Source organism: Brakhagea baltica (assembly GCF_052161605.1).
GTDB lineage: Bacteria > Planctomycetota > Planctomycetia > Pirellulales > Pirellulaceae > JBKCUI01.
In genome coordinates this window covers 2822888-2846904 of record NZ_CP197409.1, presented here as the reverse complement: position 1 = coordinate 2846904, position 24017 = coordinate 2822888, and the positions used below count along the sequence as shown (strand labels likewise).

General features: G+C 51.5%; 9 protein-coding genes. 4 read left to right on the top strand and 5 right to left on the bottom strand.

All coding sequences use genetic code 11. The features are described 5' to 3' along the window. Window positions 1-10 precede the first annotated feature (10 nt). Both lpxC and SH449x_RS10465 read right to left on the bottom strand, forming a co-directional pair. Window positions 11-883 carry a UDP-3-O-acyl-N-acetylglucosamine deacetylase gene (gene lpxC, locus SH449x_RS10470; RefSeq protein WP_482381289.1) on the bottom strand — a complete coding sequence of 291 codons (873 nt, stop codon included), beginning with the start codon at window positions 881-883 and terminating at the stop codon, window positions 11-13. A gap of 44 nt (window positions 884-927) precedes the next feature. Then, complete coding sequence (locus SH449x_RS10465; RefSeq protein ID WP_482381288.1) at window positions 928-1635, bottom strand: OmpH/Skp family outer membrane protein; 708 nt, start codon at window positions 1633-1635, stop codon at window positions 928-930. Window positions 1636-2108: 473 nt separating this feature from the next. On the opposite strand from SH449x_RS10465, the gene yajC reads away from it, so the two are divergent. The 3 genes from yajC (at window position 2109) to SH449x_RS10450 (ending at window position 7615) form a co-directional block, all read left to right on the top strand. After that, complete coding sequence (gene yajC, locus SH449x_RS10460) at window positions 2109-2582, top strand: preprotein translocase subunit YajC (RefSeq protein WP_482381287.1); 474 nt, start codon at window positions 2109-2111, stop codon at window positions 2580-2582. 48 nt (window positions 2583-2630) lie between these two features. Beyond that, complete coding sequence (secD, locus tag SH449x_RS10455) at window positions 2631-5867, top strand: protein translocase subunit SecD (RefSeq protein WP_482381286.1); 3237 nt, start codon at window positions 2631-2633, stop codon at window positions 5865-5867. Between the two features lie 92 nt (window positions 5868-5959). Next, complete coding sequence (locus SH449x_RS10450; protein ID WP_482381285.1) at window positions 5960-7615, top strand: CehA/McbA family metallohydrolase domain-containing protein; 1656 nt, start codon at window positions 5960-5962, stop codon at window positions 7613-7615. Window positions 7616-7637: 22 nt separating this feature from the next. Here SH449x_RS10450 and SH449x_RS10445 read toward each other — a convergent pair whose 3' ends face one another. Further along, window positions 7638-8699: a glycosyltransferase family 4 protein gene (locus tag SH449x_RS10445; protein ID WP_482381284.1), complete on the bottom strand. Its 1062-nt coding sequence runs from the start codon at window positions 8697-8699 to the stop codon at window positions 7638-7640. A gap of 174 nt (window positions 8700-8873) precedes the next feature. Between SH449x_RS10445 and hemP the strand changes: the two genes are divergently transcribed. Next, on the top strand, window positions 8874-9101 hold the full coding sequence (gene hemP, locus SH449x_RS10440) for a hemin uptake protein HemP (protein WP_482381283.1): 228 nt from the start codon (window positions 8874-8876) through the stop codon (window positions 9099-9101). A 29-nt stretch (window positions 9102-9130) separates the two neighbouring features. On the opposite strand, the gene SH449x_RS10435 is transcribed toward hemP, so the two are convergent. Together SH449x_RS10435 and SH449x_RS10430 are read right to left on the bottom strand one after the other, a co-directional pair. After that, entirely contained in the window at window positions 9131-10063 is a 933-nt protein-coding gene (locus tag SH449x_RS10435) for an SRPBCC family protein (protein ID WP_482381282.1), read from the bottom strand. 405 nt (window positions 10064-10468) lie between these two features. Next, window positions 10469-23869: an FG-GAP-like repeat-containing protein gene (locus tag SH449x_RS10430; protein WP_482381281.1), complete on the bottom strand. Its 13401-nt coding sequence runs from the start codon at window positions 23867-23869 to the stop codon at window positions 10469-10471. Between the last annotated feature and the right edge of the window lie 148 nt (window positions 23870-24017).

Below are 24017 nucleotides of genomic sequence, written 5' to 3'. Positions count from 1 at the left end.
TTCGAAAACCTCATCCCACTTTCCTCATTTGTAGTTTGTCTGTTAATTCCAATAGCTCTTGTGCTAGTCTACCATTGAGGTTGTGACCGCTTCGATGAGCGATGATTTTGCCCTGGATCCGATGCTGGCACAGGGAAAGGTCACCGATCACGTCTAGCAGTTTGTGTCGAGAGCATTCATCGGGATAGCGAAGCGTGTTGTCGACAGGACCATTCGCTCCGAAAACCACTAAGTCTCGGTAGGTCACATGTGTAGCAACGCCGCGGGATTGCAGCCCCTTGGCATCTCGTTCCTCTAGGAACGTTCGCGCCGGAGCAATTTCTGTTGTAAAGGTGTTGCGATCTACCAACAGTGTTGATTCGCAGCTGGGCACCGAGCTATTCGCACCATAATCCAGTACATAGCGGATGGTGAGCCCCGGATCTTGCGACGGTATCGCAAGGAGGTAGCTTCCATCGTCACCGACACGAATAGGAGAGGAAATGGCAATCGTTTTCGCTTCACATCGTTGATGTCGTCGACCAGCTCGCTCGAGCGCAATCGCAAAGGCTAGTGCGCTGCCGTCCATCCCGGGCATTTCCGGCGCATCGCATTCCACAATGCAGTTATCGATTTGGAGGGCATAAAGAGCGGCCAGCACATGTTCGACCATTTCCACGTGACACCCCGCCTGGACTAGCGTCGTCCTTAACTGGGTATCACGCCGATTTTCGACATGTGCAGAAATCATGGGTCTGCCCGGCAGATCGACACGACGGAATCGAATTCCAGAATTTGGCTCGGCCGGCAGAAACGTCAAACTAACCGCGCGGCCAGACCAATAGCCTCGGCCGCTGACATGCGTCACATGTTCGATCGTATTCTGGAGGGTTGCGAGTTGCATTCTGGAACGAAATCCGTTTCGTGTCAAAATCGGAGGGTAGTAGATTAACGTCGCAATCCGTTGTTGTTGTTGCCGATTGGAGGCTGCGCAACTTGCGGTGCTGCACCCTTGGTCGGGGCTGTGGTGTTGATGGGAATTCCCTTCTGAATGTATTGCTCACGCAATATGTACAAAACTAACTCCGTGACATCTAAGCCTGGTGCTTGGTACAGAACATCTCGTTGGAGTCCGAAATTCACCGACTGCGGCTTCTTCGGATCCATCTCATCTTGCTCCTTGCTATAGCGAAGAACAATATCGTATCCGTAGCGATTGGCAATATACGCGATTGCAGCGTTAATCTCACTGTAGGACGTGAAGACGACCTTGGCTTGCTTCTCAGCAAATTCCTTTTCCTGACCTAGGAAGTCCACTCGCAGCTTGCTTTCCTTGTTCAGAAGCTCTTCTTGCTTTTGCTTGAAGTCAGGAGTGTTGGCGTCGTAGTTTTTGACGATCGTTTCGCTTTCGGCCAGCAAGGCTTTACGGCGGTTCTCGATGGTATCGTGAGCAACCTCCATCTCCGCCTTAATCTTTTCCATTTCGGCGTTCATGGTTGGGTGAGCCTTGATAATGGCTCCAATGTCAACCAAAGCGACCGGGCCCGTCTTGGGGGCTTGAGCGGGGGGAGGGTTTTGGTTGGTTGCTTGGGCGAAGACAGAAGCGGTGCCAAAGCCCAACAGCGCGACTGTCGCGAGAGAAAATCGGAAAAGCACTTTTGAGCACTCCTTGCTAAGTGATTTTGGAAAATTCAGCTGTTTTCGACGACAATCGTTCCGTCGATCGCCGCAGAGCCGGATGGGACAATCCACCGAGTCCGCCAGGATTCTGACAATTCGGGGAAGCTGAGTAAATAGCGATATTCCTTTTCAGGTTAACTTTCCGGATCAGCTCTTTTTAGCTAGGCCTTAAAGTTCGCCATTTTCCGGTATCGGATCGGTGTTTAGGCTGCATTTGCACAAAACCAATAGATTTTACCAGTTTCCAAACGGCAGGATCGCCACCATGTCGACCTATTTGAAGGCCATTCGACGCGAGTTTTTCCACCGATCCTGGCAAACTGTCTACGGAAGAGTTGCAGTCTGGACTTGTGACGTTTTTTTTCTCGCCGTAAACTGCTTGGTTTTCCAAGGTTTTACACCTCAATATCCTGGCCAACCCCTCACTTAGAATCGTATATCCGCATCACATGGTCCGAATCATCACTTCCATTCTGGCATTTTCTGCCATGTTTGCGATCGTTGATTCTCATGGCAGTTGGTTGCATGCGCAGGACGGGTTGGCTGCTCAGGTCGATGCCGGTGCTAGTTCCTCGAGCACCGGCGAAACCTCTAAGGATACGGAGGAGGCCGCTCCTAACAACGCAGAGACCTCATTTGGCGAGGCGTTTTTTCGCAATCCGCTTAATTTGGTGCTTCTGGTCTTCGTGGGGCTTTACGTACTCCTTTTGTTTTTACCCAAGCCGGGTAAACGAGAGCAGAAAGCTTTGCGTGAGAGGTTGGCGAACCTAAAGAAAAACGATCGCGTGGTTTTGAACTCAGGAATCCACGGGGTCGTTGCGAATATTAACGCGGAGGCTGGGACGGTCACTCTACGGGTCGATGAAAGCAGCAACGCTCGAATCACCGTTGATCGCACCGCCATCCGAAGTGTTGAAGCCTGACGACTGAGATATAACCCTTTCGAGTCGGACCATTGGTACGGACTATCCATGTTTGAACAACTAAATTTGTTTGCCCAGAATGCTCTCGGAGATGGATCAACGGGCGCAACGGATTGGAGAAGCGGGCTTCTCAACGTTGCTGTTTTCGTTGGTGCGATCCTCGTCCCGTTCCTTTTCGGGAAATGGCTGGCAAAAGCTCTGCGAATGCCTAACGCGACGTTTGGCCTCACCGCAATCTTCTTCTTTTTGCTCGGCTCAATTGCGATCATCTTTTTGCCCAAGATCGACTCGTCGGCTAGCAAGCTTTTGTACGGTCCCGATATTGTCGGGGGAATCAACCTGATTTATGAGGTGGATCGCTCCAGCGAAGATCTTCTCGCTCCCAGAAAAGTAGTCGCTCGGGACTTCGTTGTTCCTTTGGGCAACCGGCTCAACCCCTCCGGTACCCTAGAAATCAAAATTCGGCCCAATGGTGACGACCGAGTAGAAATCACCTTGCCTGCCGTCGATGACTCAGAAGTGGCTGAGATCGAACGGTTGATCACGCAAGCCGGTATTTTGGAGTTCCGAATCGTCGCCAACCGCAGCGACCATAAAGACATTGTTGATCGCGCTGTTGCCCAAGCGAATTCCGATGACGCGAACGTCCGTGTGCGTCGCCGCGTCACGATCACGGACAAATCCACAGGCGATGAACGCGAGGCCGGTCTGTGGCGTCGTGTCGGAGCCGTCAACAACGCAGGAATCATCGTTTACGATGGCTACGCGTACGGGGACATCGTGCGGGATGGGCGGACGGGCCGTATCATTGAACCACCTCCCACGCGAAAAGACGGGGAGCTGGATGCATGGCTCAAATCGCAGAATGTAGAAGTTCTAGAGGTTTTGCTTGCGACCGAACGTGCCGGTAGACCGTTTGCCGTTGTAACAGGTGTCGATTTGCAACGCGCTCAAAAGGGGTTTGGGAAGAACGGTGGCTACCAAGTCAACTTTACAATGAACACTGGCGGTTCCAATAAAATGTTCGCCCTTACGGGGGCAAATCAGCCAACCGGAGAATTTTCTCGCCGGATGGCCATTCTTCTGGACGAAGTCATCTTGTCCGCACCCAACCTCAATGGGCGAATTTCGAGTAACGGTTTGATCGAAGGGAATTTTACCGAGCGAGAAGTTCAGCGATTGGTGGACATCCTCAATGGTGGAGCCCTGCCGGGCGTTTTGAGTAGACAGCCAGTCGCTCGAAACGTTGTCGGAGCCAACATGGGCGAGCAAGCTATCACGCAGGGCTTTCAAGCAAGTGCCTATGCGTTGGTCGCAACGGTGCTGTTCATGATGTTTTACTATCGATTCAGCGGCGTGGTTGCCACGTTGGCGCTTGGCTTTAACCTCTTGATGATCCTCCCGGTCATGATCTTGATTCGCCAACCGCTCACTTTGGCTGGGGTTGCCGGTCTGGTTCTGTCGGTCGGTATGAGTGTTGACGCAAACGTTCTTATCTTTGAGCGGATCCGTGAAGAAGTCGAAAAGAAATCTGCTGCCCGTGTGGCCATCAGAAATGGTTTTGAAAGAGCTTGGAACGCGATTTTTGACTCCAATTTAACGACCCTTATTTCGGGCTTTATCCTCTACTGGGTCGGGACGGAGCAAGTCAAAGGATTTGCCGCCACCTTGGTGATCGGTATCGCCTGCAGCATGTTTACTGCGGTTTTCTTTTCTCACAAGATCTTCGATATCGCAGAGAAACTTCGGTTCTTGAATTTGAGCATGGCGGACTATGTCAATAATGCCAGAAGGTCTATTTTTGGAAACCAAGATGTCAAGTTTATGAACTATGCTAAGCCCATGGTGGCGATTTCTGCGGTCGCCTGTGTTCTAAGTTTGGTTCTGGCATTCGTTCGCGGAAGTGGATTGTTTGATATCGATTTCAACGGTGGAACCTCAGTGGTTTTCTCTTTGGAGAAAGGGGTACCGTCCGAAGAAGTACGGAAGATCGTGTCCAGCGCATTTGATCGAGACGAAAGCAATCTCCCGATCCAAACGTCTCTCATCAGCGTCAAGTTGGATGAGGCAGAAAAGGACTCCGTCTACAAACTCGATACCTCGATTAAGCAACAAAGCGAAGTCACAGAGCGATTGCTGAAGGGGTTTTCTAGCGAAGCTCCAGCCCGTTTGGTAACGTATGACGTAGAAGTTCGGATGGCGGGGAACGCCAATAGCCAATCTTCCCTGCGGCGCAATCCGGCAGGCCGAATGGTTTCGTATCAGGAAAGCGATGCAGGCGGAGTTACGGTAGACGCCCAATCCTCGCAAGCCCAAGCAGCAGAGATCACAGATTCGTCCGAAATCGCTCAACAGCCGACTTCCACCATTAGTCCCGCTGACGATTCTGCCCAAGTGCAGGCCGCTATAACCTCCTTTTCTCTCTCCTTCAAGAGGAGCTTTGGTGAAGGTAGTGCCAGAATCGCCTCCAAGCAGCTTATGGAAGAATTGATCAAGGCCGCCGAGGCAGTCGGCGTAACCTTGGTCGAAGCGCAAATTGAGCTACGACCTGTCGGAGCTGGATTCGAAACCTGGAATAGGGAGTCATCTTTGGGGGCTTCCGAATGGGAGATTGTATTGCCCCTCGATAGTGCTACCACAAGTGCTATTGCTGAGACACTCAAAGCACAAGTTCGATCGCGACCAGTTTGGCAATCGATCAGCCAAATCGAAGGAAGCGTTGCGACCGAAATGCAGCGTAGGGCTTGGGCTGCGTTATTGCTAAGCTTGATTGCGATCACAGCTTACATTTGGTTCCGTTTTCAAAGTCTTTCCTATGGACTTGCTGCTCTGATTGCTCTCGTTCACGACGTTGTGATTACGCTAGGGATTTTGGCACTAAGCCATTGGCTATTTCAGCCTTTGAGCTTCCTGCTTCTAGAGGATTTCAAGATTTCTCTTACCATCGTTGCTGCGTTTCTGACCATCATCGGCTACTCACTCAACGATACGATCGTTGTCTTTGACAGGATTCGAGAGGTAAAGGGCAAGAGCCCGCGTCTAACCGCAGACATGGTGAATTCCAGTACCACACAAACCTTGAGCCGTACGCTTTTGACATCGAGCACGACGTTAGTCGCCTTGTTGTTGATGTACGCTTTCGGTGGTGAAGGGATTCATACGTTCTCCTTCTGCTTGCTCATAGGTATTCTGGTTGGTACTTACAGCTCGGTCTTCGTTGCATCACCGACGCTGCTTTGGCTGATCGAATTTGAGCAGACCAAGGCGAAGCGTTCCGTTGCTTAGGGACGTTCCAGTGAAATGTCGAGCGTCCACTGAGACGCTCGACAGCCCCAGAAGTGTTGCAGCTGTTCGAGGCCGAGGGAGTTTGTAACCAAATGATACGACCAAGCTGCCGATGGACGTTTTTGGTGGCTGGTTTTGCGTTGCTCGTCTGCAGTCTTCCGTTCAACCTTCAAGCTCAGAATATCGATCTTGATTTTCGAGATCGCGACAGTGATACGAATGTCTTTGCGAGACTGAAATTCACTAAGGGCGAGAAGCAAGCCGGACTGCCACGGACACTTCTTAAATCGGGTAGTTGGTTCTTGGCGGAGCAAAGTTTTTCGATCGCTCCCAAGGCTGGTGAATACGAGTTCGTCGTCCACCGAGGCCACGAATTTACCGATATTCGGGGCGGCTTCACAATTGAAAAGGGAGCTCGGGATATCGTGTTGATCGAGATTCCTCGCTCCACCAATATGTCTGAAGAAGGCTGGTATAGCGGCGATCATCAAGCGAGCTTACCCATCGATCGACTTACGAGATGGCAAAAAGCCGATGCGGTCGATATGGCTGTTTCGCTTTGGGAAAGCAACCCAAGCGAGCTATTGAGTCCGGAGGGAAACGGATCCAAACAGACTTCAAGACGCAGCAGTCAAACGAAAAACAATACCGACCAGCCTGGAACATCGGAAATCGGTCTCGGGTTAAGCACGATTTCGCGGCGGTGGCAAAATGACGGAGGCTCCCTCCTGCTGCACCCGACTGTTGAAGGCGAGGCGGGATTACGTGTGGAAGACATTTCGCTGCCTGAGATCATGGAGACGTTGGCGGACTGGGAATCCACAAAACGTTTCGTACCTGAATTGGAATACCTGTGGTCTCGAGAAGTACCCATTCTCCTAAGCAGCAACCGAATAAGAGCCGCCCAAGTTCTCAATACTACCAATCTACCGAACGGGGATATCAAACTGGATTTGGGAGCCAATCCGAAGAGCTCTGGTCCGTTCAAACTACGGGGTTCTCAAGGCAAGCAAGACTCATGGAAAGGTGTCTTTGCACCGATCAACGAGGATGATCTCATCAGGTATCGTGATGGCCGCGGGATTGGGTTGTTATCCGAGCAGATCTTGTGGAAGATTCTAGATACAGGAATTCGCATTACCCCCACGGGAGCTACTGGGTTCGGGAGCGGCGAGACTCACTTGGGATACAACCGGACCTATGTGCACAGCGAAGCCGAGCTCGATCGCGAGCAATACTGGCAAGGGGTATCGTTAGGGCGAACCATGGTTACCAATGGTCCCTTATTGCGAGTGACCGTTAACCAGCAGTATCCCGGATCGACTTTTACTTCCCGGGCTGGGGAGCCGATCGAGTTGGACATCTCGGCAGCCCTTTCGGTACGGGATCCGGTCGATTACCTCGATGTAGTGTTCAACGGAGAAACACTCTACAGTGCGAAACTTGAGGATCACTTTCGGAGGGGTGAGTTCCCCCCGATCTCCATCGAGCAAAGCGGCTGGCTCGTTGTTCGTGTTGTGACCTCGCATGACCATGTCTATCGATATGCGAGCACGGCCCCCTTTTACTTTGAGTTCGATGGCAAGACTAGGGTTTCAAAAAAGAGTGTCGAGTTCATGAATTTATGGTTAGATCGTGCGGTGCAAGATATCCAGCGTGGGAAGAATCTGGATTCCACAATGGAGTCCGTACTCGAGTCGGCTAAGTCGTTTTGGCGAGAGCGGCTTGAACAAGCCAATGCACCTTAAGGTGAGGATACTGCTCGCTACTCTACGTGTACCGTTGATAGATGTCGATGATTCGAGGCAGTAGTGCTTCGGGAGAGAAACGTTCTTGCATCGATTGTTTAGCGTTGTGTCCCATGGATGCAACACGACGGGGTGCTTGGGCTAAATCGGTGATCGATTTGGTCAGAGCATCAACGTTCCGAGGTGGAACGAGTAGGCCATCAATGCCATCGCGAATGCACTCCGGAACTCCACCAACCTTGGTTGCGATAGCGGGTAGGCCGGTCGCCATGGCTTCTAGCAGCGATATGGGCATGACCTCTCGTAGGCTAGGCAAGCAGATGCAATCCATGGCTTTCAGGATGAGGGGGATGTCGTCGCGCTGACCTAGCAGTTTGATGCGGTTCTCCATGGCTTGGTGAGCGATAAACTGCTGAACCTTTTTGGTGTACTCGGTCGTCTGGGGGCCAATGGAAAGGAGTTGGATATCGACGCCTGAATGATGCACTCGGGTGAAGGCCTCTGCCAAGTATAGAAATCCCTTTCGTTCTTCTAGCATACCTATGGTACCGAGTAAGAAGGCGGATTGAGATATTCCCAATTTAGAGCGGGCCTCTTCTCGAGTGAGCGAACATTGCAAACGTTGTGGATTGATGAAGTTCGGTATCGTCGAGATTCGCTTTCTTGGAACCAAGTTTAGGAATCGCTGAAAGCGAGCCACGCTACTACACGGAACAATGACGTGATCATTCCACCACCAATGAGGCTGAAAGTGTGGCATGTGGCAGGTCGCGATGGATCGGAAGCCGTAGAGGCGCGCCAGCAGAACGCCAAAGAAGCTGGCGCCGCTAAGGTGGGTATGAAGCAGTCGGTAGTCCTGGGCTCGGAGAATGCAAGCGACCCGTTTCAGTTCGTGTCGTTTTCTCTTTAGGGTCGATTCCAATAGCGAAACGTTCGGGTGTTGGGGCTGCGAAGAAATCCAGGCCCCTGGGCGATGGATTAGCAGGACAGAGTGGTCGCGTGCGGCCAGTTCCTGGGCCAAATCGTAACAGTGCCTAACGGCTCCGTTGATTCCTGTCCCCGTGGTAATCATTGCGATCTTCATTCCGGCAGAATACCGGCCTAAACCGGCATTTGCCAGAGAGTTCTTGCTCAACAATCTAAGGGCAAGACGAAAAAAGCCGGTTTCTTAATGAGATTGTGTCTCAATAGGGGTCGCGGCAAAACTTATTCGCATGTATAGTTGTGAAAAATCGGATGACTCAAGAGGTTTTTAGTCGTGTCTCAGGAAATTCCCGGCGTTTCGGATCGTGAACCCCAGATGGGGGATTCTCACAAGGTGGGATCTCCTGCTGCGCGTTGTCCTGTGCACGCTCCTGGCACGATGCTGAATCCCCTTTCCTTTGAAGAGTTGGCTAGTGGCTCTGACGAAGTTTGGATCGAGGGGGGCGGCCAGCTCTACCGGCTCAGGCAGACGAAACAGAACAAGCTGATTCTTACCAAGTAATTTGGAGAGTGACCGAGCGCCACCGAGCGTTATTTTAGGGGTAGGTAGATGTCAGTGACGAGTTCCGATTCGTTCGTAGCAGCGTCGGCATTGCGATAGATCTCGTAGGTGCCGACTCGAGACTGCTTCCATTTCTTGGCTCGAACGATTTGGTTCGCGGTACTCCACGCATTGCCTAAATGTCGAAAGCTGCCGATGTGCTCGATCCGATAAGCACGACCCGGAGGCATCTTCCACAGAGTCAGCTTTTGGGAGCGAATGTCAACCTCCTCAGGAATGATATAACCGCTTATGTAGTCGAAGATACCAGCCCCTACCCGAAACTTGGTATAGACCGAGATCATGGAGCCATCCGTTGGCAGCCCCAGAGTTTTGAACTCTGCTTTAGCTTCAGCAAAAGACTTCTCCATGGATGCACCTATTTCATCTACATGGCAAGAGCCTGCGATGCCTGCCATCTTGAATCCTTGCACCTCCTCACGATCATGAAATACTAATCGTGATGGAATAGACCCTTTCTCTAGCAGATCTTTGATCATGGTCAGCCCCCGCTGATAATCCATACCGATAAAGGTTTTCAGCATGGGTATCATCCAAAACAAAAACCATGGCATCTTGCCTTGCATATTCCAGGTTAGCTTGGTCGAGTTACCGTCTGCGGTAAGTTCGAAACCGGTTTTGGCTTGTGCTGGAAACGGTTTGATGAACCGAAGGTCTGCTCTCATCGATTTGTGTTGTTCTAGATCTGTAGTGGTTAGTTCTCCCTGGCCGGTAATTTCTCCGGCCCATTCGTACTTGGAGCCAACAGAGTTTGGATTGCTCGAGATTGTGACTTTTGCCTCAGGATCGGCCAAAAGCCAAGGGGACCATTTGGTCCAAGTCGAGTAGTCGGAGACCAATTGAAAAACCGTTTGCGCGGGGCAATCGATGGTGATAGATCGTGCAAGCTGGTAGGCAGGCATTGCTGGGACTCCAAAAAAGCTCTGCGGCATGAGACTCAAGAAGCTAAAGGATAGCAAGCTATCCAGGGAAAAATACTCCCCAGGACGTAGCAACACTTGATTGGTTACCGGCAACGTGTTACCGGCCACGCTCTGGTCGTAGTACCGGCTGCTTTTTGGCTGGCGAACTAAGAAGTTGAGGGTAGCCTATCGGTTCCGTTCAGAGAAACCGACGCCGAAAAACGGTTCGGCGGAGGAAACTCTGGCTCCCCAGGGTCAATTCTTATTGCTCGATAGTGGGGCCAATTAATTTGCTCGTTGACAAGTAACTCGGTCAACTGGCTCAGAAACACCCCAAAAACCATACAGTCACAATTCGGCCAAAATACGACAACAATTCGGCCCGTAACACCTGCGCCGAACAATTTATGCTTTGGCCCCGCTACTATCGTGGATACTCCGACCGAAAGAAGCAACGCCATAAAGAAGACCGTCAATGGTAACTGCAATTGAGGAGAACGCTAATGCATTGGCTGCCATTGCGGCTAATGCGTCTATTGAAATCGTCGACAAAACCACTTGCCGGCTTACAGCGTAGGTCAATACATGGCCGGCCGCGGTCACGAAAGTCTGCGGAACCACTACAGTAGTTGCTGCCGACGCTGCGGCTGGTGGCCCCGCGACAACCGCCGCCACACCCAGTGCAAATCCTGCAAATGCGTAGAAGGCCATACTTGTCCATATGTCCTGGCCAGTTTGAATAGCTCGCACTCCTCCATAAATTGCACCAGCGCCTGTCATTCCAGCAATGATCCCAACAACTATCTGATTCTCTGTGAGTGTGAAAAAGCCGGATGGATCGGAGCCGGAAATGGGATCATTTTGAGCAAATGAATAGCGGTTCTGAGTACCTGGAACATCTTCGAAACCGCTGAATACATCCATTGACACAAATCGTCCGGTCGAGGAATCGTAGTACCTTGACCGAAGATAGTCTAAACCATTCGAATCTCGAAATTCTCCATTGAACTGAATCGGCGTCAAATTCCCACTAACTGATACTGTTGGTTCACCAAACGCGGAATAGGCATACTGATCTGCTAGTTCTCCATTTGAATCTGATGCAAATAAGACCGTATGATTCGTTCCTTCCCCAACAAACTTAGCTGCTCCATTTGTCACAATCGCAATTGTCGACAGACCCTCAGCGGGCCTTACAAATTCAGTGATGTTGCTATCGCTCGAAATCTTAGCTAAGACCGCAGAATTCGAGCGTCGTGTATCGACGATCCACCGATTCGTGATGCCTGCCTGTGTATCGCTGTAACGCTCACCATCCGGCGAATAGCGGTATTCAACGATTTGGCTCGTTGCGTTCTTTACCGTGTTCGTTTGAACTAGTCGGTTTGCTGCATCCCATTGGAGTTCCATTCGTATATCGGAATCGAATTCTTTGGCGATCAGATTGCCATCAAGGTCGTACGAATGAAGGACCACTTGTTCCGATGAATCCTCGCGGACGAGTCGATCGCGATTGTCATAAGTGTAGGTGGTTTGCCCCTTACTTGAGTCAAGCTGAGTCAAGCGATTACCAACCGCATCGTATGAAAATAGATCATCTGTTTTCCCGGCAACAGATTCAGTAATGTGCCGAATGAGCTGATTGTTCAAGTCGTAATCGAACGACTCTGAAATACCACGAACAGTATCGAAGCGACCAGTGATCCGGCCTACAGAATCAAATTCCGTTCTAATAACACCTAGGCTACCTTGTCCATTTTCAAAATGCTGACTAATCATTCTTGAGCGTGCATCATAGCTGCGTGATTCGATAACGCCATTGGGCATTGCTGAGAGAATTTGATGCCCGGCGGCATCATATGAATAAGACGATATACCTTGCTCAGACGCCACCGCCACTAGTTCGTTGCGTGCGTTGTAGGTGTATTCGACTAATCCTCCGATTGAGTCTATTGACTGCAAATTGCCATTTAAATCATACACGTAGGAAATGGTCTGGCCATCCGAATCTGTTTTCTCAATGAGTCGGTCAAGAGAATCATAAAGATACTGAACAACACTCTCGTTTTCACGAATCAATACGGGTTTCCCCGTGGGAGAGTACTCGAATTCGCGAACGGTCTCATCATCAAACGTCATTCGAACGATGCGTTCCATGGAATCATAGGAAAAAGTCGTCCTCTTACCAGAATAGCTTATTCGTTCTATGAGATTTCCTGCAGGATCGTATTCGAGTCTGTCACTAGATCCGTCGGGGAGCGTTCTGGAAACGAGCTTCCCAGCAAAATCATACTCTAGCGTTGTTTCCCGTCCAAGAGCATCGAGTGTTTTTGTAATCAACCCACGCGCATTTCGTTCGTATCGAGTTGTTTGTCCAAGAGCATCCGTTACTTTCGTAAGCCCATTCTGTGCATCGTACTTAAAGAGTGTCACAGCTCCGTTTGCTGATTCAGATCGAATCAAGTTACCAAAGGGATCGTATTCGTTCTTGAGGATGCTACCATCTTCGTACATAACTTGTATGATCCGACCTGCGTAATCATGATCGTACATTATCGCGTTCCCCAATTGGTCTATCCGTCGAGTCAGGTCTCCCATGGCATTAAACTCTTGTTTAACCGAGTATCCCAACGCATCGATTTCTTCAATGTTGTTTCCTAGAACGTCATAGATAAATTGCCGACGATTGCCAAGGGGATCAATAACTGCAGTCAACTGACCTGCGATATCATATTCACGTCTTTCTTGTCCATTTGAGCGTCCAACATCATCGCTAGGATGCGTAGTTGTTATCAGTCGTCCAAGTGTGTCGTATTCGAATTCGGTCACTCTACCTCCCCTGTCAGTGACGCTCAACACCAACCCCAACGGATTGTAGGTTCGTAGTTCCGTTGTAAAGTCGGGGAAGATGGTCTCGACAAGGCGATCCAGCTCGTCGTAAGCAAAACGAATGCTGTTTCCGTTGGGGTTAGTCCGGCGAATCAAATTACCATTGGCATCGTATTCGAATAGTTCAACACCTCCGTCTGCATACTCCCTTCGAATTTGGCGACTATTCGCATCTCGGTCCACAGCAACCACAACAACAGATTCAGTGTGCCCATGTTCCGTCAAGTTAATCTGGCTTGGCAATCCAAGAGCTCCATAGACTACTTCCGTGGTGCCAACTCCGAAGATACGAATTGCATCGGAGATACCGGCCAGTTGTTTTATCTCAAACTGTTGACCGGTGACTGAATCTAACAAAACGATATTTCCTTTTGAATCGTAGACAACATCCGAACTAATACCCAACGGATTAGTTTGCCGAATTAAATTTCCTCTCTCGTCAAATGCATTAGTTGTCGTATGTCCCATTCGGTCGGTTTCAGCCTGTATGTCACCGAAAGACGAATACGTGCGAAAGATGGAATTACCTGCTGGATCAGTAATTTTGATCACATCTCCGCGTTGGTTGTAAACAGTCGACGTGGTTCTTCCAAGTTCATCTGTAATCGAGGTTTCGTTGCCTGAAGAATCATAAGTTCGCGTCACGATTCCTGATAATGCATTGGTGGTTTTGACAATATTCCCGAAAGGGTCGTATTCTTCGATTGAAGAATTACCCATCGGATCTATTACAGAACGAATCGAATTATCTGGATCGTATGACGTCGTAATGATCGCACCGTTCGCAAGTATTGTTTGAACGAGACGCCCATGATCGTCGTAATCCAATCTTAACCCAGCCCTCTCTAAGGGATCGATCACAGAATGTAAATGGTGAGGACGTGTCGGACTGTAAACAAATGACGTTGCGTTTCGTTCACCATCGATAAACTCAACTAGATTGCCATCTTTATACCTGTACTCCAAGCGGATACTATCGGACGTGGATATTGAACTAATTCGGCCCTGTCGGTCGCGAACGATATCGAGTTGTATGCCATTTGAGCCAGAAATTCTTGATTCTTCGAAATCGACACGGTTCCCATTCCCATCCGAAGCTGATGTTAGCTTTCCGGTGGCTCCGTCAACTCTGTATGTAATACCCTTTCTCGTCGTCAACACATACGCACCGCCGAAGCTGGGGCTGGCTGGGTTGTAGGGGATTCCGCCGGGGGCGTAGAGTTCTCCGTATTCGTTGACTTGTAAGTAACTGCTGGTGCCGGTGCTTAGGGTTGCTGTTACGCCTGGGTCGGGGGTGAATCTTGGCCTGGCTAAGACTAGGTTGTTGCCGCCGAAGCCAGGAAGCACGCGGATGTCGGGATTGAAGGTGAAGCCGACTCGGCCCTCTCCTGGGATGTTCAAGAAGACTTTTACCCCAGCACGAAGTGCGGGGAAGATACCGATATCTTCAAGACCACTTTTCGGTAAGCCAACTCGTAGGTCGGTGTTGCGATACTCCAATCGCCAGCCGTAGCCGAAATCGCCTTGGCGATCTGCTTGAAGGGTGTCGTAGATTCGAGTGATCTCGATTGGGATGCCGGCTACTGGAATGATCATGTCGGTAAAGCTCAAGCGGAAATTTCCGAGCTTCAGCTCGCCCGCTAAACCTACGTTGTGCTCGACGACGTTGACGATGCCGCCGCTGGTGGCTACTTCTAGACGAATCACGTATTCGTCGTTGATCAGCAGACTAGTATCCCAGACACCAAGCTGACCATTGGTCACAGGTGTATCGCTTTGTAAGAACTCGGTGTAGCTGGTCTCATCGATTCGGCGATAGGAAAGTTTGTAGGCAGCAAAATTCTCGTGAGCTGCGGTTCCCTCGATCGAGACCATACCGAAGACTGTCTGAGTATCGCTCGGACTGCTGATGATCGCCGTGGGAATGTCTGCCGTGCCAGCTCCGCTCCAGCCCTCTGGGAAGTCATAGTCAAAACTGATTGTCCGCGTGGTGACGTTGCCGCTGGTGTCAATCGCCGTGGCTGTGGCGTTGATTCGCTGGAAGGTCCAGTCTTCAAAGGTAAAGGTGGCTGTGCCTGCCGCATCAAGCGGAATATCCCTACCGTTAGCCGACAACGTAAGCGAAGCGATTCCTACGTTATCGATGGCTCGTACGTAAACTACAAAGGGACCTTGCCATGGCAGGACGTTTCTTGATCCATCGTTGGGTCGCTCAATCAAGCTCACCTTGGGAGCTTCCGTATCTGGAAGGACGGCGATTTGGAACGATTGAGTCGACTGGCCACCACGTGGGTCCTGAACCAGGACTGAGAAATCATAATCACCAAGCGGTACTCCAGTTGTCGGCCAGGTGATCTTACCAAAGTTATCAATGCTCGCTCCGGCGGGAGCACTGGTCAGTGTATAGGTCAATGGATCGCGATCGATGTCGTTGGCGATCACTTGATAAGTAAAGACGACGCCTAACATGACCTCTGGCGGTGCATTACTAACAATGGTTGGTGCATTGTTTTCAGCCAAGACGTCGACTTGGAACGATTCAACTGCACTTGCTCCACCCGCGTCGGTTGCGATCAGGGTGACAATGAACTGGCCAACTTGGCCGGCCGATGGATTCCAGCTCACAAGTCCGGTCGAAGCATTGATCGTGAGCCCAGCGGGAGCTTGTCCCAATGAGTAGCTCAGGTTGGTTCCTTCGGGATCGGTGGCGTCAAGCTGATACTGGTAAGCCGCACCCACCGAACCAAAACGCGGTGCGGTGCTGTGAATCACTGGAGGCAAGTTCGGTATGCCTTCGCCGACTCGAATTGCAAACGCTTGAGTTGCTGCACCGCCGATACCGTCACTGACTTCAATGACAACGTCTTGCTGGCCGACTTGCGCTAGGCTTGGTGTCCAAGAAATGACGCCGGTGGTTTCAACGATCGTCATTCCATTTGGAGCCGCCAATAAACGGTAGGTTAACGGGTCCCCTTCGGCGTCACGAGCCGCTATCGAGTAGAGATAGCCGGTTCCCACAGATGCATGTGTTGGCGGAATGGATGTAATCTTGGGTGGACCACCAAAACGAGATACCTTCAGCTTAAACGACTGAGAATCCGTGCGACCGTCCGGATCGATGACTTGAATGGTGACTGTCGCTTCGACCAATTGATCGTTTGAAGGTGTCCAGCGTATCGTACCCAGCGACGGATGGATGCTCATTCCTGCCGGAGCTTCGACTAAAGCGAACGAAAGCGGATCGGAATCAGCATCGCTGGCTATCACGTCATATTGATATTCATAACCGAGAACAGTCGAGATAATCGGTGTCGAAATGATCTGCGGTGCTGCGTTGACCGGTCGACCGACGACTTGTAGCGTGAACTGGACTACTTCTGATGCTCCATCGACATCGGTTGCTTGTAGCTCGACGGCTTGATTTCCAAAATCTGCATTGCCTGGAGTCCATTGAAGCGTTCCGCTTGGTGAAACAGACATTCCGTCTGGACCGGAGGTAAGCGACCATGACAGTGGTCGATCGAGTGCGTCCGTACCTCGGATTTGTGCAAAGTAGTCTTGGCCGATACCAACTTGATTTCGAGGAAGCGTGATTGCAAAGGGTGTCGATACGGGCTGCGCGTCGACTACTTCGACGGAGAAGTCGAAGATCGAACTGGCACCGAGTTCATCGCGCAGTTCGACTGAAAATGCTACCTGTCCAAGGTCGCTTAACGCTGGTGTCCAACGCAGTTGCCCGGTTGCGGAGTGAAGCGTTGCTCCGGTTGGTCCGTTGAGCAGAGTGAATGTGACTTCATGTTCTTCGGCATCTTGGGCTACTAGATCGACTGCGTATACGAGGTCGACGTAGGCGGAAGGGAACCGCGGGCTAGCGCCCTGCGGCTGATGGAGTTCTATACCGGCTAAAGCCGGAGATGTGTTGGGTGCTGCTACATCGATGTAAAAATCTTGCAGCGCTAGCGAGCGTGAAGCGCTGGTGGCTCGTAAGATTACTAGATGCTCGCCGACTTGCGCGATCGTCGGGCGCCAGGCGACCAGTCCCGTGACTGGATCGATCGTCATCCCTTCAGGGGCTAGTGACAAGTCATAGACGATCGCTTCGTTGAACAGCCCCATGGCAACGGATGTGTATCGGAATGTTTCGCGTGCTTCGAGAGAAGTGTTGGGAGCCGTTACGAAATGCAAGCCGCCAGTAACAGAGGTATTTGTCGGGCGGAGCACAAAGTCGTTATCGCTAGCGATTTCATCGGCGGCTAAGGCGACCGTTAAACCGTCACGGCCAGCGATGTCAGACCAGCCTGCGGGCAATGATGGTCTGATGTTGTAAGTACCCGCGCTCAAGCCAGTCAGAGCGAAGAACCCATCGCGATCGCTGATGGTGGATGGCTCGTTGTCATCTAGCACCCCATTGCCATCCAGATCTGCAAAGACGCGCCAATGAGCGATGGCGGTGTCGTCTTCGGTGCGCAGTTGGCCACGAATGTGGCTAAGCGACAACTGTTCGATCGCGATGTCGGCTACGTTTACTCCGTTTGCCGTCACCGAAACATGATTCACTGGCTGCGATTCATATCCAGCCACAGGGGAAACTCGCAGCGGATATTCGCCTGGTAACAACCCATCGAAACGATAGTTGCCTTGTGCATCGGTTGTCGTTTGCAATTCATGGGGATCGGCGAAACCATTGCCATTGGAGTCAATAAACAGGTGCCAACCTGCCAGCACCGGTTCACCTGTTTGTCGCGCACCATCGCCATCTAGGTCATCAAAAAGTTGTCCTCGAATCGATCCTCGCAGCTCGGGAAGAATATCTACAGTAAACGTTTGCGTATCGAACCCACCTCGTCCGTCTTCAACGCCGATGCTGAACTCATACGAGCCAGGGGCAGCAAGTCCGGGTACCAGCGGCGGCAACATGCCGTTGGCGATACGATAGCCGTGGTTACCGGCGGGTGAATAGTCGCGAACGGTTAAAGTGTCGGGCAGATCAAAGCGATAGTCCAACACGATCCTCGAATCGTTCTCATATTGCCGCGACAGGCCTTCGGCGATTTCTTCGGGGGTGCGAGCGACGTTCCAAATGCGATAATTATCGACGATGGCTCGCGTGTAAAACGCACTGCTGTCACCGATCTGCGTGCGCGATGCTGGATTGTACTGAATAGCGTTGGGTATCGCTGTCGATCCAAGCGCCGCGCCATCCACAAAGACCGTTGCAGTTCGAGTCGCATCGTCGATTGTTAATGCGATGTGATACCAACGATTGCTCGTTGGAACAAAAGGTATTGTGTAGGTGAAATTATGAACAGGTGCGCCGAAATCCATTTCAAATCGCAGGCTACTATTTCCAAAGTTGTATAACGCATAGGCTCTACCATGCGTGCCAGCTTGGGTCATCAAATAGGTGCGTTGGTTGCTAGCGGGGAGGGTGTGGAAGTTGTACCAAGCTTCGACCGTGAGGCTGGCAGGCTGCAGGCTCGGGGAAGGTGCCACTTCAATCCGTCCCGTGCTGGTGTTACCGTGCGGAGCAAAAATGATGGCTAGATCGGTCCGCGCGTCCCAGGTGACTTCGCCAGTCGTAGGGTCGATGGCGGCACCAGTAGGCCCATCCAGCAGTCGATAACGCAGGGTATCGCGATCGTTATCAAGAGCAGTCGCTTGATACGTAAACGTTTCATTGGCACCGATTGTGGTCGACGGTTCCGTAGCAAATAGAGGTGAGGCGTTGTCGCGAGCCGGTTGGACATCGATTTTAAATGACTGAGTAGCAATCCCCCCGCGACCATCGTCGGCTTGAATCGTTACATCGTGAACGCCAACTTGATCGGGAGAAGCCGCCCACAGTAGCGCACCTGTCTCGCTGTTAATAATCAACCCACCAGGGCCATCGACGATCGAGTAAACAATGGGGTCATCATCCGGGTCGATCGCTTTGGAGTTGTAACGATAGACTTCGTTGGGATCGAAGCGATTGTAAATGACGCTGGCGGTTCCATCGCCGCTATTGGCGACGATCAAGTCCATCCGGCCGTCTTCGTCGGCATCGGCAAGTGTTACTCGCGTCGGTTGTTCGCCTACGGCAATCCGTTGTGGTCGAGCGAACTGTCCGCCGCCCAGTCCGTAGTGAACGCTCAGCACGTTTTCATTGGGCAGTGTGACGGCCAGGTCGGGTTTGCCATCGAAATTGAGGTCGGTGACGACGACATCGCTCGGGGAACTATTGAAATGGATATAGATCGGTGCAGGAGCGTCCGGCCGGAAGTTTAACCCGCTGAGGATCATCACTCGGTTGGAGTCAGGCAGGGTGATAACGGCATTCAGTTCGCCATCGCCCGTCGCATCGGCAATGGTGAATCGACCAGGCTTGTCACCCAACGCAATGGCGATGGGATCAGCCAGCGTCCCATCGGCGCTACCAGTCAATATCCATAAGGCATTGGTCGAGTCGTCGAGTACCAGCACATCGAGATGGCCATCACCGTTGACATCAGCTGTCTTCACATCGATCGGCCCGTTACCGACGGGAATCTCAATCGAGCTGTAGCCTGTAGCGATGGAACCGGTGAATACCGAGATCGAGCGACCGGCACGATTGGCCGTGATTATTTCAAGCTGCCCATCGCCATTCAAGTCGCCCACCGTAACAGCCTTCGGGGCACGTCCGGTGAATAGATCAGCTTGACGAGTCAGCCTTCCCAGATTGTCTCCCAGGAAGATTTTCAGTCGATCATTGGCTTCATTGATCGCCAAGATTTCTTCGTTGCCATCGCCGTTTAAATCGGCGGCTACATGATCGACAAGTCCATCGCGTGCACCGAAAAAGAGAACGGTGTCGCCGTTGTTATAATTACCGGCCCCGGTCATCATCATGGCCATATCGAGATGACCGTCGTGGTCAAGGTCGGCGAAGGATATCGGGCTACCTCTACCGATCATCCCAACTCGTTCAGGTTCCCCAAAGGTTCCGTCTCCAAAACCACGGCGAATATTGAGAGTTTCTTGGTGGCTATATTGAATTAAATCGAGATGGCCATCTTCATCAAAATCAATCAAGTAGCCGTTCTTCGCACGTTGGTTAAACACTTCACGTGGATAATGATCGATAGAGGTGAAGGTTCCATCGCCATTGCCCATATGGACAATCGCTCCGTGCCAACCGAAAGAAACGATATCCAACACCCCATCGCCGTTTAGATCACCAGACTGCAGCACACCGGGGTAGTAGAATCCCACTTGAAACATCGCATCGTCAAAGGCAAACGTCTCCTTGGTGGCTGAGAAATTGCCAGCTCCATCTCCGGAAAACAACACCAATTTCTGAGGCTCGCCGGGAAGTTGGTCGACTGCAACAAAGTCAATGTTTCCATCGCCATCGAAATCTCCGGTCGCAAAAGCGTTCGTGAACCCGTTCGCATCGACTCCTTGAGCTTGGACCACCGTGCGGAACGACTGAGTGAACGTACCGGGGTCGTCTGGATCATTGAGGTAGACATCAATGAATCGCTCGACACCAGCCTTGGCAATGATGTCCGGGTAGCCATCGTTATTGAAGTCTTCGATGCGGATGTCCTGGTATCCATAAAAGCTGCCTGTAGCAGGTTGATCATCGGAAATATCGAATGTGCCATCACCATTGGCGAGAGCGACATAAAAGCGGGCTGCTGGACTCTGGTTTGCGTTACGCACGGCCACGTAGTCTGGCACACCATCGAGATTGAAATCGGCTACGGCTCCAAACGTACTGGGACGAGCCACCTGAACCGCCGGGAACGGCTCGGCAAAGGTTCCATCGCCGTTGCCCAGCATCATCGAAGCCGAACGGAGTAACAGCAAGTCGACGATCCCATCACCATTGAAATCGGCAGCATGAACGTCTGAATCAAACGTGTCTTGACCTGCGATGGTTCGAGTGGCCCCGAACTCGCCAGGGCGAGTGCCCAAACGAATACCGACCCCGTTGAAATCATTTCCCGCCGTCATATAGATCAAATCCATGACACCGTCGCCATTGTAATCGCCGAACATGGCTCCCCGGGCGATATCGTTGCTGGTTCGATTGTGTTCTGTCGAGTGGCCTGGAAAGCTCAGCATCGGGTAATCGTTGCGAGTGAAGTTTCCTTGCCCGTCGTTGATCAAGACTTGCGGCGAAGTGGGATCGTTGGTCCCGGTGTTGGTCAAGACGATATCCAAATGTCCATCGCCATTGATGTCCACCGGACCATCACTGCCGGCTGCATTTCCAGCTAAACCGTATAAATCGGCTCCCGGCTGATGTGTGAAACCAGTTCCCGTTCCGTCACCAACAAACAGATCGACGCGGCTTTGCCAATGATTGATCGTGAAGATGTCGAGCTCGCCATCGCCGGTGAAGTCAGCAATGTGAACGACCAGTGGTCCCTGAAAGCCGCCGGGAGGATCGATCGTAAGTGCAATGCTAAAGTTCTGCTCGCCGTCATTGAGTAACACAACCACATTGCCGCTATTGTATTCACCGAGCACGATGTCCAAGTGGCCATCGCCATTGAGATCAGCGAAGTCATAAGAGCGAGTGCTATAGTTGCTCGCACCCACCGTGATGTCACCTCCATCTGCCAAGCGGACAAAGGGCTCAAATGACCCATCACCCACGCCGCGCATCCAACCTAAGTCAGTAACGTTTGCATTGCGTCCAACGATATCGAGCTGCCCATCGCCATCGAGATCTACCAGCCGATAGTCGTTGAGTGATGTGGCTAGCGTTGTCAGCACAGCCGACTCGAATTCGCCATTGCCAAGGCCACGCACGGTTATCAACCGCGATGACGTTTCCTCGATCGCAATCACATCCAGACGACCATCGCCATCGATGTCGGCTACACGCAAATGCTTGGCTTGGGTGTTTGGTACAATGGGAATCGTGGCGATCACGAGAGGCGGGCTGAAGTTGCCATCGCCATCTCCCAACATGCGCGTGATTTCGATCGTATCTCTTTGCCCTTGCGGCTTAGTCGATTCGGTTCGCTTGGTCATTACGACCAAATCAAGAATCCCATTCCCGTTAAGATCTCCTTGGTCCATTCCCAACACATCATTGGTATCGTTAGGAACCAGGAACGGTGGCAAGCCGATATCAACGCTGTAACCTACGTCAATGGCAGCACCGGTAGGTCGGGGTTCGCCCGTGGAGTAGACGGTGGTATCGTCGAACCGATCATTGTTCTGACCCGCATGCACACTGACCGTCTGGTCCCCGGCGTTGATAGAAACCAAACGTGGACTTCGGAAACCACTAATCACACTGACCCCATTCGGCATCGGGCCAACTGCCACGGTGGTTATTTCAAATCCGCTCGATGCAATCGCCTCGGTCACGGGATCACTTATAAATATCGGTGGGCGATTCTGCAACGACTCGACGACGTCAATTGAAAACATTTGCTCGACGAACAAGCCATGAGGGTCCGTAGCTCGTAGGATGACGCGATGGGAACCAACGTCGTCCAACTCGGTGTCCCACCGCACTTGACCCGTCACTGGGTTCACCGACATGTTTTCTGGACTCGAAACCAACGAAAATGCAAGTAAGTCTAAATCAGGATCAGAAGCGATCGCGGAATAAAGATATCGCTTACCAGCCTCGATCGAAGTATTGGGAAGGGATTCAAATCCAGCTGGTGCTCGATTGATCCTGCCGTAGGTCTTCAACTCGTATTGGAAGCGAGAGTCGCTGGTATTTAGAAAACGAATCTCTCGAGAGCGAATCGACATACCTGGTCCGAGAGGCTGAGAGTTCATTTCACCCGATAGGTTCCAGTACGGTTTTCCATCCGGGGTGAACCCATCGGGATGCAGCACATTAGCATCCAGTGTCGAGATATTCTCGATCACGACGATCAAATCACCTTGAACCGTGTATCCGCTTGCATTGGTAGCCACAAACTCGCTGGCTAGCCGAGTATTTTGATCGAAGAGAGTGGTACGGCCATAGCTGGGAATCAGGCTTCCTGTCAGATCGGTGAGTTTAGAAAAATCGACAGGCGGTTGGGCAAGGGGCCGGCTGCTTGAAGAGCGGAATGCGGTTGGAGCGACTGTTGGTGAGCCGATCACTTCAAAGCCACGGAGAAGCACCGAGGAGGTATCATCCAAGTCGTTGTTGACAAGTCTTGCGGTAACACGGACTTGTGAACCAGCCGGGACCCCTCCCAAATTAATCGTGACTGCAACCTCCCCAGGCAAATTCGGCCCAAGCAGCGAAACACCATCAGCATAGATCTTCTGTTGTCCTTCGGTCCAATTGAATACCGCACGGTAATCGGGAGCAAACGGTAGAGCGATAACATTCCCGGCTAAGTCGGTCACTTCGATTTCAAATGCGTCTCGAATCGTCCGATTCGAAGTAGTATCGAAAGTCGGAGTCTCGAAGTGCACTCGAACGGCAGAACTGTCGTCTGGAAGTACCAGGATATGAGAGAACTCGGTCGCAAAAGCACTCTCCTCGATAAGCAACGGGGAGCAAGCTGCGGAGGCATAAAGCCCACTTCCGGAGGAACTATATTCGCCGCCTGGACCAATTGGATTATTGAGATAGTTGATGACATTCAGCACGTCCAGGGGGGTTACGGCACCATCACAATCGACATCAAAAAAAGGTCCGCGCTGAGGGACCTCAACTTGACGGGGCAATCTGCCAGAGGAATCAGAATACCTGGGATTGTTGATTTCGTTGATTAAGACGAGAACATCTAACGGTGACACAATGCGATCCGTGCCGTCGACGTCGAAGGGCTGCATGGCGTTGTGCCAAATGGCCGCCGCCAAGACTCGCCTCGCCTCCAATTGCTCAAATCGGCAGATGCGAGATGGGCTGAGTTTCCGTTTGGGCACTTTTCGGAAGCGGGACAGCGACTCGCGGATTCGTGATCGGAATGGCTGGGACATAATAAAATTGCGATCAATGGGCGAGGAGGTTAAACTAGGAATTGGTTCGGAAGTGGTTCCAACCTGCTCGTGTCACCTGTGATCTTGCCTTTTCTTGCAGAGAAAATGGAATTTTTCTGCTTATTACAAAAAAACCTCGACAACTCGA

Bases quoted from the DNA above. Each gene is read 5' to 3' on its own strand.
- lpxC (WP_482381289.1), bottom strand. From the start codon at position 883: ATGCAACTCGCAACCCTCCAGAATACGATCGAACATGTGACGCATGTC.
- yajC (WP_482381287.1), top strand. From the start codon at position 2,109: ATGGTCCGAATCATCACTTCCATTCTGGCATTTTCTGCCATGTTTGCG.
- secD (WP_482381286.1), top strand. From the start codon at position 2,631: ATGTTTGAACAACTAAATTTGTTTGCCCAGAATGCTCTCGGAGATGGA.
- SH449x_RS10450 (WP_482381285.1), top strand. From the start codon at position 5,960: ATGATACGACCAAGCTGCCGATGGACGTTTTTGGTGGCTGGTTTTGCG.
- SH449x_RS10445 (WP_482381284.1), bottom strand. From the start codon at position 8,699: ATGAAGATCGCAATGATTACCACGGGGACAGGAATCAACGGAGCCGTT.
- SH449x_RS10435 (WP_482381282.1), bottom strand. From the start codon at position 10,063: ATGCCTGCCTACCAGCTTGCACGATCTATCACCATCGATTGCCCCGCG.
- SH449x_RS10430 (WP_482381281.1), bottom strand. From the start codon at position 23,869: ATGTCCCAGCCATTCCGATCACGAATCCGCGAGTCGCTGTCCCGCTTC.